15 protein-coding genes and 1 pseudogene are annotated in these 14,606 nt (G+C 53.1%); 9 read left to right on the forward strand and 7 right to left on the reverse strand.

From position 1 onward, the window contains the following. Nucleotides 1-91: 91 nt before the first annotated feature. The 6 genes from ABMV07_RS12305 to ABMV07_RS12330 all read right to left on the reverse strand — a co-directional run bounded on the left by ABMV07_RS12305 (nt 92) and on the right by ABMV07_RS12330 (nt 6,424). The gene (locus ABMV07_RS12305; RefSeq protein ID WP_374064653.1) at nt 92-1,069 is read right to left on the reverse strand and encodes a RimK family alpha-L-glutamate ligase; all 978 of its coding nucleotides are present in this window, start codon (nt 1,067-1,069) and stop codon (nt 92-94) included. Further along, entirely contained in the window at nt 1,066-2,205 is a 1,140-nt protein-coding gene (locus ABMV07_RS12310) for an acetyl-CoA carboxylase biotin carboxylase subunit family protein (protein ID WP_374064654.1), read from the reverse strand. Before ABMV07_RS12310 ends, ABMV07_RS12305 begins: the two co-directional genes overlap by 4 nt. A 4-nt stretch (nt 2,206-2,209) precedes the next feature. Beyond that, nucleotides 2,210-3,328, reverse strand: a complete 1,119-nt coding sequence (locus ABMV07_RS12315) for an MFS transporter (RefSeq protein WP_196977444.1) — start codon at nt 3,326-3,328, stop codon at nt 2,210-2,212. Nucleotides 3,329-3,362: 34 nt separating this feature from the next. Beyond that, the gene (locus tag ABMV07_RS12320) at nt 3,363-4,526 is read right to left on the reverse strand and encodes an ATP-grasp domain-containing protein (protein ID WP_374064655.1); all 1,164 of its coding nucleotides are present in this window, start codon (nt 4,524-4,526) and stop codon (nt 3,363-3,365) included. After that, nucleotides 4,519-5,478: a pyridoxal-phosphate dependent enzyme gene (locus ABMV07_RS12325; protein WP_196977447.1), complete on the reverse strand. Its 960-nt coding sequence runs from the start codon at nt 5,476-5,478 to the stop codon at nt 4,519-4,521. Before ABMV07_RS12325 ends, ABMV07_RS12320 begins: the two co-directional genes overlap by 8 nt. A gap of 76 nt (nt 5,479-5,554) precedes the next feature. Further along, nucleotides 5,555-6,424 carry a hypothetical protein gene (locus tag ABMV07_RS12330; RefSeq protein WP_374064656.1) on the reverse strand — a complete coding sequence of 290 codons (870 nt, stop codon included), beginning with the start codon at nt 6,422-6,424 and terminating at the stop codon, nt 5,555-5,557. Nucleotides 6,425-7,278: 854 nt separating this feature from the next. On the opposite strand from ABMV07_RS12330, the gene ABMV07_RS12335 reads away from it, so the two are divergent. The 4 genes from ABMV07_RS12335 to ABMV07_RS12350 all read left to right on the forward strand — a co-directional run bounded on the left by ABMV07_RS12335 (nt 7,279) and on the right by ABMV07_RS12350 (nt 8,795). Continuing rightward, on the forward strand, nt 7,279-7,455 hold the full coding sequence (locus tag ABMV07_RS12335) for a BRO family protein (RefSeq protein ID WP_374064657.1): 177 nt from the start codon (nt 7,279-7,281) through the stop codon (nt 7,453-7,455). A 73-nt stretch (nt 7,456-7,528) separates the two neighbouring features. After that, the gene (locus ABMV07_RS12340; protein WP_374064658.1) at nt 7,529-8,077 is read left to right on the forward strand and encodes a phage antirepressor KilAC domain-containing protein; all 549 of its coding nucleotides are present in this window, start codon (nt 7,529-7,531) and stop codon (nt 8,075-8,077) included. After that, nucleotides 8,074-8,505 carry a DUF4406 domain-containing protein gene (locus tag ABMV07_RS12345; RefSeq protein ID WP_374064659.1) on the forward strand — a complete coding sequence of 144 codons (432 nt, stop codon included), beginning with the start codon at nt 8,074-8,076 and terminating at the stop codon, nt 8,503-8,505. Before ABMV07_RS12340 ends, ABMV07_RS12345 begins: the two co-directional genes overlap by 4 nt. Continuing rightward, nucleotides 8,502-8,795, forward strand: a complete 294-nt coding sequence (locus ABMV07_RS12350) for a hypothetical protein (protein ID WP_374064660.1) — start codon at nt 8,502-8,504, stop codon at nt 8,793-8,795. The genes ABMV07_RS12345 and ABMV07_RS12350 overlap by 4 nt, the downstream gene beginning before the upstream one ends. On the opposite strand, the gene ABMV07_RS12355 is transcribed toward ABMV07_RS12350, so the two are convergent. Continuing rightward, nucleotides 8,764-9,923 (reverse strand): IS3 family transposase gene (locus ABMV07_RS12355; protein ID WP_374065031.1). Its coding sequence is split into 2 segments (ribosomal slippage): nt 8,764-9,648 and nt 9,651-9,923, totalling 1,158 coding nucleotides; the frame shifts between segments, so codons are not numbered across the junction. The genes ABMV07_RS12350 and ABMV07_RS12355 overlap by 32 nt on opposite strands. A 73-nt stretch (nt 9,924-9,996) precedes the next feature. On the opposite strand from ABMV07_RS12355, the pseudogene ABMV07_RS12360 reads away from it, so the two are divergent. The 5 genes and pseudogenes from ABMV07_RS12360 to ABMV07_RS12380 form a co-directional block, all read left to right on the forward strand. After that, nucleotides 9,997-10,896: pseudogene (locus ABMV07_RS12360) on the forward strand (terminase TerL endonuclease subunit); the annotation flags it as partial. Between the two features lie 18 nt (nt 10,897-10,914). Further along, entirely contained in the window at nt 10,915-12,216 is a 1,302-nt protein-coding gene (locus ABMV07_RS12365; RefSeq protein ID WP_374064661.1) for a phage portal protein, read from the forward strand. Then, entirely contained in the window at nt 12,213-12,992 is a 780-nt protein-coding gene (locus ABMV07_RS12370; protein WP_374064662.1) for a head maturation protease, ClpP-related, read from the forward strand. Before ABMV07_RS12365 ends, ABMV07_RS12370 begins: the two co-directional genes overlap by 4 nt. A gap of 21 nt (nt 12,993-13,013) precedes the next feature. Next, nucleotides 13,014-14,243, forward strand: a complete 1,230-nt coding sequence (locus tag ABMV07_RS12375; RefSeq protein ID WP_374064663.1) for a phage major capsid protein — start codon at nt 13,014-13,016, stop codon at nt 14,241-14,243. 29 nt (nt 14,244-14,272) lie between these two features. Further along, nucleotides 14,273-14,590 carry a head-tail connector protein gene (locus ABMV07_RS12380; protein ID WP_374064664.1) on the forward strand — a complete coding sequence of 106 codons (318 nt, stop codon included), beginning with the start codon at nt 14,273-14,275 and terminating at the stop codon, nt 14,588-14,590. Nucleotides 14,591-14,606: the final 16 nt, after the last annotated feature.

Here is a 14,606-nt window from a genome sequence, read left to right on the forward strand (position 1 = left end):
ATCCATATTTAGTGGCTCTTGTATTGGTGTCAACGAGCACTAAATGAACTCATATCAGACGGGAGTAGTCTATACCTCGCTAGTGGTGAGCCTAGAGGCAACCGGATAGGACTACTTGACAAACATCTTGACCGATATCGATCCCTGTAGCTTCTAGGTGTCCACTTATTCCACCAGGGTTTACAAGATTAAGCTCAATTAGATTTTCGCCTGAAACATCGATTCCGACAAAATGAATTCCATAATTCAAGAGCTCATTCGCTACACTTAAAGCAAGAGTCTCAGCAGACTCTGAAATTTGTAATGGGGCGGTGGTAGCTCCAACTAGATAGTTGCCGCGAAAATCGTCTTGTGCGGAAATTTTACGATATCCACCTAGTATTTTCCCTCCACCTAAGAGTACTCGATTCTCGTTTTCTCGGAGATGTGGTACAAATTCCTGTAGCACGACATAATTTTCTGTCTGACCAACGATAGCTGAGCCAAACATCTCCGCCATCTGTGCTGGATTGCCCAGACTTGATTCAATCAAGGCGTGTACATTTAGGTCGCCCGGTGACAAAATGAAAACATCTGCACCACAACCTTTATCTGGAGGTTTAATTACGAAACGTTGGGTTGGTGAAGCAGTGCGAACCGAACGGATCGAATCAGCATTGTTAACCACAGAACTGGTTGAAAAGTAACGTGCCGAATCGAGTCCTAATGGGCCAAGCTTATTATTGAGAAGGAAAACGGAAAGTGGGTCATTCACAAACGGGACCCGTTTGCTTAACACCCAAAGAATCCTGAAATAGTCAAAAAGCCTGTTTGGATGTGGGTAGTCTAGAAACCACACAACATCGAATGTTTCGCAAGATATTGAAGTGATCATTCTGGGATGCGGGTCACCAATATCTCCTCCAGAAAACTTGCATGATTTTGCAGTGACGCAGCCGTTGATAATTTGAATTGTGTTAGGATCGGCTAACACAACTTCATGCCCAAGTTTATATAGTGAATTCGGTATGAAGAAGTTATTTGTTCCTCGATATTCGCTATCTTGAAGAACCAAAATCAGAACTTTCATTGGTTGGCCTCTCCTTCGAATACTGAAATTACAAATGCGTGGCGATCAGCTGAACATCTAATGGGCCCTCTTTCACCAACTGGTTTTAAGACTTCGGCAGAATATACATGCGGTTCAGAAAGCAACTTATCCTTCCATTCCCGATCAGAACCCTGGTGGTCTAGCAAGTCAACAAAGTCAATACGACTGCTGTAAGCAATTGGCTCTATGGGTAGGAACCTTTCCTCTGATAGTGCGAATGCTAGCCGTTCAAAAGCATCGTGCCCAGTTGTGAAGCGCAATAGATCCGCAATTCGATCGCCCCCCACGCGACCATGGGACTCTACAATCTTCGGAACACCATCGGAGAGGATTATCTCCGTATGACTTAGTCCAAACCGGAAATTGATAGCGTCGAGCAAACTTGTGGCAGCCTCCATCAGTTGAACTTTTGACTCTTCACTGATATCGGCAGGTTGAATTTGACCTATCTCAACGACTCCTGACTCTCCGCCAAGTACCTTCTGCGTTACTGCGAGCGGTTGGTGTTTACCATTGATGGTGATTGCTTCAATGGAGAACTCGTCTCCACAAAAGTACTCTTCAATTAAAGCTGGGAAACACATACTTGCCGAATTATTCAAGATGTCAGTCTCGGACTGTATCCGAAAAACACCGCGCGATCCAGATCCATTAAGAGGCTTAACCACAAGAGCGCGATTAATTTTCCTGAAGACAGCGTAGACCTCATCCAAACTATTTACAACACGGAAATATCCTGAATACTGAGATAGCGAGCTATCGAGTACACTTCTAAGAAGCGGTTTGTTTCTTAGAATGGATAGAGTTAGTGGTGATGTATATTTGGTCTTCGCTACACCAAGAAGTTCATTAACCAGGCTAGCAACGAGGCTGGATTGGTCTCCGAGTCCAATACAAATTGCAGTGCCTTCACCTGCACTTGGATTGCTTTGATAAATTGCGTCAACAATTTCAACAACATTTCCAATACTCGAAACAGTTAAGGAATCATATTCAGACCGGAACGCTTCCTGGGCTTGAGGAGGGCAATCGAGAACCTGAGTAACTCGGTATCCAAGTTTCAAGAAAGCAGTTATGACTTCGGATCGTGGTTGAATAATATAAGCATGAAGCATTTGGTTACCTCCTTTGTCCGAAATGTAAAATGGTGGCACTGAGGAAGATCGCGATTATAGCCAGAGGCATACATAAGATAGCTGTTGCAGATGGCGATTCCACACTCTGTAGAACTAAACCGCCTATTGAAGATCCCGCGATTGAAAAGATACCCGTGATGGTATCTTGGATTCCATATGCGCGCGTTAGTCCCAAGCTCGCTGGTGCAACCTTTGCTGTTTGAGAATCTAATGACGGGCTAACCAAAAGCTCGGCAATTGAGAACCCCAGACAGAATAGGGCAACCATGAGAAATGAGGAAGGGATAAAGAGCATGATGAATGCAACTAGGAATACTGAGAACCCTAGAAGTAAAACAGTTGAATCTTTAACAGACTTGAGGGCAACTACTACTAACGGATACTGTAGGACGAGTACTATTACCGCATTTGCCATGTACACAAGATTTGAGGATTCCTCGTAACCAAAGGACTGAGTCGAAATAAGTGGAACAATGATCGCCCATTGTGAATAAATGGCCCAATAGATGGAAGCAATCAAGGTAATGGCTACGTAACGCGAATACTTTCCTGACCGTATGCCGCCACTACCGTTGGTAAGTGAAGTTGATTCTGGTGGTGAAAAACTGGTTAAAGTTAGGAATAGAACCATAAGGCCATATGTGGCGATTGATAAGTATAGGATCGTATGGAAACTGAATACGTGGTAGAGTGCGGCGCCTAACGCGGGTCCCAAAATTGCGCCAGAATTGATTGCCATGGAGCGCAATGTAATGAGCTTTCGCTCGGCAGATTGGCGCAGCAACTCTGTTTTAATGCCTAAAGCAGAAGCGGATGAACCGATTGAGGCCAGAGCTGAAAAAACAATGTATAAATACAATTGTGATTCAAAAGCGAAAATTGAGATACCGATAATTCGGAGTGTTATTCCCAAGCATACAGTTGGCTTAGAGCCGAATTTGCTGTTTATACTTCCGATGAGGAAGGAGCAAACTCTACCGGTGCCAGACAAGGCACCCAAGATCAATCCGATCGCGCCTAGATTGACACCAACGTCTAAAAGACGAAATACAAGCAGGGGGTAGATCATGAAGGTTGAGATCCCACTAATGGTAATTGCCACTAGTAGGATGTTGGGCGTGAATTTCTGATCGACCTTAAGCATGCGTGGTTCCGTCTGTTTCGATGTTTACTGAAATCGATCTTGAAGCGTTAATCGCTCTATCTTGGGCAATCGAGGCTGTGGTGCCGGTTGCAGTCAGGCTACCTATGCGTGATCGATAGGTTCCGATCTCGACAATTCGATCGCCTACTTTACGTGAGGGTACCCATCTAGGCGAACCGGGATTGCATACCGCTTCTTCGATGCCTTGAATTGATCTGACGGTACCGAGTTCGGTGGCGTAAATGCTGACATGGGAGAATCCTCCGTGTATCTTTCGATCTGTATTTTCACATAGAGGAAGGCCCAGTGCCTGATGAACTGCCATTTCATATGGATTGAAGTTCGTCGTAGCCAGGATACCGGGGGTGATTAGCGCCCCTGCCATACGTGCGTTAATCTCAACAAGTTGAAAGCCAGTGGACGTCTCTATGAATTCAATATGTGCTAGCCCGAGAGTGTAATCCAGAGCCCGAAGCAGCTGAAATACCCAATCTCTAACTCCGGTTTCCCATTGCGAATTGGCAGCCCATGGGAAAGACTTAACACGCTCGGTGAAGAACGGTGGTTCTGAAAGAATCCGGTTGGTGATTCCGAAGAAGATTTCGTTTTGAGAATCACGCCATACTTCTGCTGAATACGCTGGCCCGTAGTAGAAATCTTGAATAAGAAATTCATCTCTACTAAAACCTGACGTCCCAAATATGTGTTCTGTTTCAAGTTCGGATTTCACAAGGTAAACTCCAATTTTGCCAGTGCCGTTTCGCAGTTTTAATACTTTAGGCCACGAATCCGAGTGTTTGGCTAATCCTTGTGAAATGAGTGCAGCTTCAACAGCGCCTTTGTCTCTAAAGAACTTGAGCTTGTCTGTGTCGCCGAACTGGTAGAAGCCAAATTGATCACGAATCTTAGAAGCGATGACACCCCATGTATCGGTGACGCTGAATACCTGTTTGATAGAAGCGCGATTGTCTTCTACATAGGCAGCCAATTTTATGTGATCTCGTGTAGGAAAGGCGATTATCTCTGAGTTAGTTTCGCCGTAGTATGAAACATCCTCAGCCAAGACTTGCAGACGATAGCCGTGTTTCTCTGCAGCTGCTGTCATTTCATCCAATTCGGACATAGCTTCAATTGCGAGCTGAATTTTTTCAGCCATCGGTATTGTCATCCTTATCTATGGATGTGGTAGTTGGGGTATAGGAAGCACCATTCCATTCCATCGCGCTCCATGGTGGTGATAACTGATTTAGAGTGGTAATCCATTGAGGTGTATACGGTGCCTGACTGTCAATTTTCGTTCCGGCGAGAATGTGAGCGTATCTATAGCCCATGTCTGGGCAAACGAAAAGGGTCAAACTACTGGAATCGCGTTCAGAAAGGTATTGGCCAACTGTATATGCAGCTCCGGTAGATAATCCAGCAAAGATGCCAGTATTGGCTAAGAGGCGCATCGTTCCATGACGGGCGACTTCGGCAGAAAGCCAGTGTATATTTTTGAATATCGAGTACTCGATATTGTCAAATGGGATTGCGCTTCCAATTCCGGCAACCAAGATATCAGGATCTTGAATACATTCTGACCCAAAGGAGACGCTACCGAATGGTTGGATGCCGTTTAATTGAAGATCGTTACATGTCCTTTTTAAACCGTTGAACAAGCCTCCGGAAGAAGCTCCAGAGCCAACCGGACAGACTAGGTTTATCGATTTGTCGCCAAATTCGCGAGTCAGAAGTGTCCCAAGTTGTGTCCCAATTTCTTGGTATCCGAGGTAGTGTTTGCGGTCGTGATATTGACGCATCCAGTATGAATTTTCATTCCGTGCTAGATACTCATGTACGCGGCGAACACGAAATTCCTGATCATATTTTAGGCTTTTTGAAGCGGGGACCTGCTCGACAGTTGCACCTAATGCCTTCAGCTGTAAGAGAAGCGTATCATCTACTGTGGTGGAAGCAATGACGTGACATGGAAGTGAGTACTTTTGGCATGTAAGGGCGAGTGCATATGCGTATATTCCACTTGAGCTGTCTACTAGTGTGGTTGTGCTGTTAATTCGCCCTTCAGTTAGAAGTGCCTTCACGGCAGTAGAACATGAGGCGAGTTTCATGGACTCGAATCGAAGGGCCAGGAGATTCTCTGAAACTCGGATACATTTCGGCATTGAGATTGCGTCAATGAGATGTTCAATTAGTTCCATATCCCGCTCGATTCACTAGAGTTGGAAGATTGTAACGGCTGAATATCTCGCGAATTGTGGGTAATGATTCTGAATGTGAATCATCGTTTCCTGGGTAAAGTAGACCCGTAACGTGTCCAGTGTAAGCACGAATAACGCCCAATGCATTGAGACTTGGTGCAGCAGCGATGAGTTCGTCTACTAACTTTACAGGCATAAACTCTTGGAAAGTGCTTGCACATTGTGTAGAGGCATGGGCTATGGTTTTGCAACTTGCTGTTTGAAAACCTTCGCTTAATAACCCGAAAGAATCTCTATAGTTCTTCAAGTTATCTTGGTAAAATGCAAGCAGGTTATCCTCGTTGATAGCTTCCGTGTCTGTTATCCTTGGCAGGATAGAATAGATGACGGTAAAGTTAGGATTCCAATCCCAAGAACAAACAAATCGTTGGTGTTTGCTCAAATATAGGCCGGGGTGGCTATGGAAAACTGGGCCTGACCGCTCGATCCCTCTTAGTATGTCCTGGATATGATCCGGGGTTAGTTGGATTTCATGGAGTGATGCGAGAGCTTTGATCGTTGCGACGACATCTGCAGTCGAGCTGGCCATTCCTTTAGATTGTGGAATGTTAGAGTTTACAGACCAAGTGTAGTTGGATGAACTCGATTTTATTCTGAAATAGGAAAGGAAACGCTCGATAGCCAAAGCGCTCTTCGGTGGTGGCGAGGTCGTAGGTGTGCCAAGTTCGACAGTTACTTCGGAAAAATATTCTTCACATGGCAAAGTTACGATTGCGATGTGAATGGCTTCATCGGGTGATTGGTAGGGGCCTTGCCAGAGTTCCCCTATGGTGCCGTGTTGTATAGCTTTGGACACGGTTTCCTACTAGGTAATGGGAGGAGGGGTGCTGACGATGTTGCGCGGACGTAACGTTGTGGCCAGTGTGGTATAGGCTAGAGCGGTAGTGACTTCCTTCAGTGTCATTGAGCTCTCCTTTAAGATGCTACAAATATTCCTTCTGGAGGATACTTGAAATATTGGTGAATGTCAAACGGGAGTTCTTGTGGCCCCGTAGAGCACAGCAACGGGTGCATCGAGAACCTGTGCGGTAAGATGCTCGTATTTCGTAATATCGTCGTCTATATTGCCCCGTTGCCTGATAGTTACCGGTGGGGGTCCTCACCAATACGCCTGGTAAACCGCTCTTCCTTAAATAGAGACCAGGCAGTGTAGCTAAGTACAAGCCGATACCGGTACTTAGGACCTCTCCCTGTCAAACATCGAAACATGCGGTCGCTGCCACCTATGCCGCGTGCGCCCTGCCAGCCGATACCGAGCATGGACATGTTTTTTCAGCCAGAGATCGGGACCCGGACGGCCACCCAAAAACTAGCGTCCCATTTAATTACCAAGAGCCACTTTGATACCCGACGATCGAGAACTGGGCGTTGATCCACACAGACCGCAGAACGTTCTGTTCCAGGTCATTTCGTTCTGTTCAATAATGGAAGCCCTCAGCCAATCGTAACTTTGGAGCTGCTACGGAGATTCGGTGAGATTGGCACTGGGTGTTACTAGTCCGCTGTGTCCAGATCTCGCCAAGCTCTTAAACTTTCGGAGTTTATCCAACATTTCGGTTATCACCTGACGCCTCTCGCCGCCTAGGGCCTGAGAGGACGAGTGCGCTGCACGGTGCATCGCCTGGACGCCTCTCAGGAAGGCAGCTCGACATGAGCACCGATCTGACCCTGTTCACCCACCCGGATTTCGGCAACTTGCGGACCATCGTCGACGGCGAGACCATCTACGTCTGCGCGAAGGATGCCGCCACCGCGCTTGGGTATCGCAACGTCAACGATGCGATTAAGCGCCACTGCAAGGGGGTCGTGAAACGCTACCCCCCTTGAAACCCCTGGTGGCACCCAGGAATTCGCGTTCATCTATGAGGGCGACCTCTACCGACTGATCATCGGCAGCAAGTTGCCCGCCGCACGCCAGTTCGAATCCTGGGTCATCGACGAGATTCTGCCCTCGATCCGCAAGCATGGCCTGTACATCACCGACCGGGTGATCGAGGAGATCCTCACGAATCCGAAGGCTCTTCTCGCCATCTTGCAGTCCTACGTGGAGGAAAAGGAACGCAACGAAGCCCTTGCGGCAGAGAACCTCCAGCAAGCCCAACTGCTGCTCGAGGCACGTCCGAAGGTCACCTACTACGACATGGTGCTCCAGTCCGAGAGCCTGCTGACCACCACCGAGATCGCCAAGGACTACGGGCTCACGGCCCGCAAGCTCAACAAGCTGCTCCATGAGCTGGGTGTGCAGTTTAAGCAGTCTGGCCGCTGGTTCCTCTACGCCGCCCACGCTGAGGCCGGCTATGCCCAGTCCAAGACCTTCGTCTACGACGAAGAGACTGGCAAGACCAATACCCACCTGTACTGGACCCAGAAAGGCCGACTCTTCATCTACGAGACCCTCAAGCATGAACGTGGTCTACTGCCTTTGATCGAGCGCGGGGTGGCCGAGTGAACTCCACCGACTCGACTATCCCGCGCCTGAACGCCTCGGGGTGTGTGGACCCGACCGTCTATGAGGTGCTCAAACGTGAGCAGCGTGCCCAGTTCGGATACCGCCCCTTGGCCTACATCTGTTCACCATTCGCTGGCGATACCGAGGCCAACATTCGCCTGGCCCGCCGCATGTGCGCCGCAGCAGTTGCTCGCCGTCGCATCCCCATCGCACCGCACCTGCTCTTCCCGCAGTTCATGGATGACACCAAGCCCACCGAGCGGGAACTCGCCATGTTCATGAACCGCATTCTGCTGTCCAAGTGCGAGGAGGTGTGGGTGTACGCCCCGCATATCAGTCCCGGCATGAAGCAGGAAGCCTGCTGGGCCCGCCACCTCGATATCCCTATCCGTTTTCTCGATTCCGACTTCCGGGAGATCCAGCCATGACCACTTTCACCTTGTTCACCGCCACGACCAGCGGGCTGGCCTCGAACACCCACTACCCGAACAAGGCCACTATTACTGACGCGGCCGCCCTGGAGGTGGCAGCCCGGTTCGACCATGTTGCTGCCGAATACCAGGGCAATCAGCGCTCCACTCACGGGTTCGTCACCTCGGACTGTCTCGTGATGGACATCGACAACGACCACAGTGAGAACCCCGAGGGTCTGCTGAGGGTTTGGTTGACAGTTTTCCTTCTGATTTTTAGGCCGCAAGGGATGCGACTGGTTCCATGATTGTTTCGTATTCGATTGGTGTCAATTTACCCAGTGCTCGTTGCCGTCTTTTCCTGTGATATGTCCGTTCAATCCAGTGAGTGATCGCGGCAGATAGTTCACAGCGCCTGTTCCAAAAGCCACGATCAAGAACGTTCTTTTGTACAAGAGCGAAGAAAGATTCCATCGCAGCGTTATCCCCACACGCTCCAACTCTGCCCATAGATCCCTTCGCGCCGTAAGATTTCAGCGCGGCACGGAATTTTCTAGAACGAAATTGCGAGCCACGATCAGAGTGAATGATTACGCCATGGGGATTGCCTCGTTTCCTCATCGCATCATCGAGCGCCGCCACCACGAGGCGTGATTTCATCCGCCCACCGGTCGCATAGCCCACGATTCTTCGCGAGCACAGGTCTTTGATCGCACACAGATACAGCTTGCCCTCTTTGGTCCAATGCTCCGCAATATCTGTAACCCACGCAACGTTGAGCGCATCAGCGTGGAAGTGACGCTGTAACAGGTCATCATGTACTGGAGCACCCGACTTCTTCCCACGCGACTTACGCCTAGCGATCACCGAGAACACCTGAGCATGAGAACACAAACGCCATACTCGACGCTCAGAAATCTCTATCCCTTGATCATGGAGCTCGTCTGCTATCAGGCGGTAACCAAATTCAGGATCGTCACTGTGAATCTGGCGAATCTTGTCTATAAGTTCTACTTCTTGGGCTTGCCTGTCCGAAACTGGCTTAGCAGCCCATTTATAAAACGCTTGGCGGGAAAACCCCAGTACCCGAGCCGCTACCGTCAAGGTCGCCTTACCTGCCTTGATCAGCTTTTCCACGGTCGGGAAGACCCTTTTGGGCGAATCACCTCTTGAGACAGGTACGCCGCCGCTGCACGTAGCACTTCGTTTTCCATCTCCAACTCGCGAATCCGTTTCAAAGCCTGGCGCATCTCTTTAGCCACTACCGGATCAGCACACGGTTGCATCCCCTGAGCCTGCAACCTCGCATCAGTAATCCATTTTTGCAACGAGGAACGCGAGATCCCCAAATCAGCACACACCTGACGGCGAGCAACCCCAGACTCCACCAACGCCACGGCATCAGCTTTGAACTGCTCTGAATACAACTTCGACATAATCAACATCCTTCCCTGCCCCGCCCCAGCGAAACAAGCTAGACGTCAACCAAACCCTCAGCAGACCCATCTGACGTTCTACCCGGTGATCTATGGGGCTGACCCTGAGGATGATTGGCTGGACGAGGCGGTGTGGCGTAAAGCCAACCCAAGCCTGGACATCACCGTGCCCATCGACAAGGTGCGGGCGGCCGCCCACTCGGCCCGCATCAACCCCGCCGAAGAAAACGCCTTCCGTCAGCTGCGCCTCAACCAGTGGGTGAAGCAGTCGATTCGGTGGATGCCGATGCACCTGTGGGACAAAGGCAACGCTCCCATCGACCTTGCCTCCTTGGAGGGGAGGGTGTGTTACGCCGGCCTGGACCTCGCATCCACGACCGACATCACCGCGCTGGTGTTGGTGTTCCCACCCCGGGACGAGACCGAGCCGTATGTGGTGGTGCCGCATTTCTGGATCCCTGAAGACAACATCGAGCTTCGGGTGAACCGTGACCATGTGCCCTACGACCAGTGGGAACGCGAAGGCCTGTTGCATACCACTGAGGGCAACGTAGTCCACTACGCAGCCATCGAAGCGTTCATCGAGGAACTCGGCATCTGCTACGACATTCGGGAGATCGCCTACGACCGTTGGGGCGCGGTGCAAATGTCGCAGAACCTCGATGCTCTGGGCTTCACCGTTGTGCCTTTCGGCCAGGGGTTCAAAGACATGAGCCCGCCGAGCAAGGAGCTGATGAAGCTCGCACTGGAAGGCCGGATCCAGCATGGTGGGAACAAGGTGCTCGCGTGGATGGTCGACAACATCCACATCCGCACCGACCCTGCCGGCAATATCAAACCCGACAAGCAAAAGTCCACCGAGAAGATCGACGGCGTCGTCGCCCTCATCATGGCCCTGGACCGGGCTATCCGAAACGGCAACGCCGAGCCTGCGCATTCGGTGTACGACGAGCGCGGACTACTCGTGCTCTAACCCAGTCAGGAGGAAACAATGGGTCTACTTGCCTGGCTACGCCCACGCAGTGCTACTAACACGCAGCTCTCATCGGGATACTCGTTCCTGTTTGGCCCCACGAGCTCGGGCCGTGCGGTGAACGAGCGCACCGCCATGCAGATGACCGCCGTCTACAGCTGCGTGCGGATTCTGGCGGAAGCTATCGCCGGCCTACCCCTGCACGTCTACAACACCCGCCCGGATGGCGGCAAAGAGAAGGCGGTGACCCATCCGCTCTACCGGCTGCTGCATGATGAGCCAAACCCGGAGATGACGAGCTTCGTGTTCCGGGAAACCCTCATGACCCACCTGCTGTTGTGGGGTAACGCCTACGCGCAGGTGATCCGTAACGGACGCGGCGAAGTCATCGCCCTGTACCCGCTCATGCCCAACCGCATGAGTGTAGGCCGGGATAGCGCGGGCCGGCTCTACTACGAGTACCAGCGCACAAGCGAGGAGCCCCCAAACGCCCAGTACGAGAAGGTGGTACTCCCACCCTCCGAGGTGCTGCACATTCCGGGGCTGGGGTTTGACGGCCTGGTGGGCTACAGCCCGATTGCGATGGCGAAAAACGCGATCGGCATGGCCCAAGCCTGCGAAGACTACGGAGCCTCCTTCTTTGCTAATGGTGCCGCCCCCGGTGGGGTGCTGGAACACCCCGGCACGATCAAAGACCCCTCCCGCGTGCGCGAATCCTGGACAGCCATGTTCGGGGGAGCTAGGAACGGTAACAAGATCGCGGTGTTAGAGGAGGGCATGAAGTACACGCCTATCAGTGTGTCTCCGGAGCAGGCGCAGTTTTTGCAGACCCGGAAGTTCCAGATGGGTGAGATCGCCCGGATCTTCCGCATCCCACCCCACATGATCGGCGACCTGGACAAATCCAGCTTCTCGAACATCGAGCAGCAGTCCCTTGAGTTCGTCAAATACACGTTGGATCCGTGGGTGATCCGCTGGGAGCAAGCCCTGACCAAGACCCTGCTGGATCCTCGCGATACCGGGGTGTTCGTGAAGTTCAACCTCGAGGGTCTGCTGCGCGGTGACTACGCGTCCCGTATGCAGGGCTATGCGGTAGCGCGGCAGAACGGGTGGATGAGTGCCAACGACATCCGAGAGCTTGAAAACCTCGACCGTATCGCACCCGAGGATGGTGGGGACTTGTATTTGGTCAACGGCAACATGCTGCCCCTGTCCCTGGCCGGGGCGTATGCCACCACCCAGACACCTAACCCAACGACACCCGAGGAGGACACCAATGACCCAGCCCAAAGCATCCGCCAGAGAGGAGGCAGGCTATGACGGTTAACCGTTTTTGGAACTGGGAGCAGCCCCCAGCCGATCCGCCCGGTGAGCATGATGCCCACCGGGTTTTGCGTATCGGCGGCGTGATTGCCGCTGACTCCTGGTTCGATGATGACGTCACGCCCGGCATTTTCCGCTCCGAGCTGGAAGCAGGCGCAGGGCCCATCCAGGTGTGGATCAACTCCCCGGGCGGGGATTGCGTGGCTGCGGCTGAGATCTACACGATGCTCATGGACTACCCGTATCCGGTCACCGTGATCATCGATGCCCTGGCCGCAAGTGCCGCGAGCGTGATTGCGATGGCTGGTACCGAGGTGTTGATCTCTCCGGTGGGGATGATGATGATCCACAATCCCGCCACCCTGGCCACCGGAGACGCCGCCGAACTATCACGCGCGGTGGAGATGCTCGGCGCTGTCAAGGAATCCATCATCAACGCCTACGAGCTGCGCACGGGCATGCAGCGGGCGAAGCTTGCCCGGCTGATGGATGAGGAAACCTGGATGGACGCGAAAGCCGCCATCGCGATGGGGTTTGCTGACGGCCTCTACCAACCCAGCGAACCCACACAAGTGTTCACGCCATCTGGCCCCGCCCAGCCTGCCGCTGTTGACCCCGTACCCGACAACCTGGGTGCGGGGTTCACCTATAGCGCCGCGGCAACCACCGCCGTGTTGGTGAACAAGATCAACCACCACCAACCCGCTGTACCTGAACGTCGAGGTCGGCGGATTACCGACCTGTACGCCGCCCTGGCAAACCAACCCCACTAGATCGTGAAAGGAACACTGATCATGACCCTGACTACCACTGACCTCTACGCCCGCCGCGCTGCAGCTTGGGAGGCCGCGAAGGCTTTCCTCGATGAGCGCCGCGATGCTGAGACCGGATGCCTCTCCGCTGAGGACGACCAGACTTATACCCGTATGGAGGCAGAGATCGAGGACCTCACCCGAAAGATCGCCCGCAACGAGCGTGCCGAAGCGCTCGAAAACCAGCTCGCCCGCGCAACCCGCATGCCCCTGACCGCCCGGCCCGGCATGAACACCGCCGTCTTCCACACCGACGAGGAGGAACCTCAAGGTCGCGCCTCCGCTTCTTATAAGCGGGCGTTTTGGGACGCGATGCGCCTGAACCACAGCCCGGCAGAGGTGCGAAACGCCCTGTCCGTCGGCACGGACACAGAGGGCGGCTACCTCGTGCCCGACGAGTTCGAACGCACCCTGGTCGACACCCTGGCCGACCAGAACATTATGCGCACCCTGGCCAAGGTCATCACCACCACCAGCGGGGACCGCAAGATCCCAGTGGTCGCCACCCACGGGTCTGCCGCCTGGCTGGATGAGGGCAAGCCCTACACCGAATCCGACGACACCTTCAACCAGGTCACCCTCTCCGCGTTCAAGCTTGGCACCTTCCTCAAGGTCTCCGAAGAGCTCCTCAACGACTCGGCCTTCGACATCGAGGCCTACCTGGCCTCCGAGTTTGCTCGTCGCATGGGCGCTGCCGAAGAGGAAGCCTTCATCAATGGGGATGGCTCGGGTAAGCCCACCGGTGTTTTCCACCCCACCTCTGGTGCCCCGTCGACGGTGACCACGGCGAAAGCCACCGACATTACGGCAGATGAGCTCATCGATCTGCACTATGCGCTGCGGGCTCCGTACCGCAAGAACGCGGTGTGGCTGATGAACGACGCCACCGTGAAGACCGTGCGCAAGCTCAAGGACACCACCGGCCAGTACCTGTGGCAGCCGGCCCTGACCGCTGGGGATCCGGATACGATCCTGGGCCGGCCCGTCTACACGTCCACGTTCGTGCCTGAGATTAAGGACGGTGCCCGCACCGTTGCCTTCGGGGACCTGTCTTATTACTGGATTGCCGACCGCGTGGGCCGCTCCTTCAAGCGACTCAACGAGCTGTTTGCCACCACGGGGCAGGTTGGGTTCCTGGCTTCCCAGCGGCTCGATGGCAAGCTGATTGTTCCCGAGGCCGTGCAGGTCCTCACCCAGAAGGCCAGCGCCTAAACCCCAGCAAGCGATTAAGGAGGTGGCGGATGTCCACAGGAGAACTCGCCACATTGGTGAAAGCGAATCTGCAGGTCGACTTCGATACGGATGATGAGCTGATCGCTCACCTGGTGGATGCCGCCACCTCCTACGCTGCGTCTTTTCAGCACTTGCCGGATGGGTTCTACGCCACCCACGCGATGAGCCCGGCCACCACCCAGGGTGTGGTCATGCTGGCAACCCACCTGTATGAGGCACGCGATGGAGCAACCGGAGGGTTTTGGGCAGACAAAACCGACGCCGCCCGCACCGCTTGGGAAGCCATCCACAGGCTGCTCGTCTTGGATCGCGAATGGAAAATCTAGAAACGAGGTGATCCTG

The sequence above is a fragment of the Corynebacterium belfantii genome, assembly GCF_041898185.1.
In the GTDB taxonomy this organism is placed as follows: domain Bacteria; phylum Actinomycetota; class Actinomycetes; order Mycobacteriales; family Mycobacteriaceae; genus Corynebacterium; species Corynebacterium belfantii.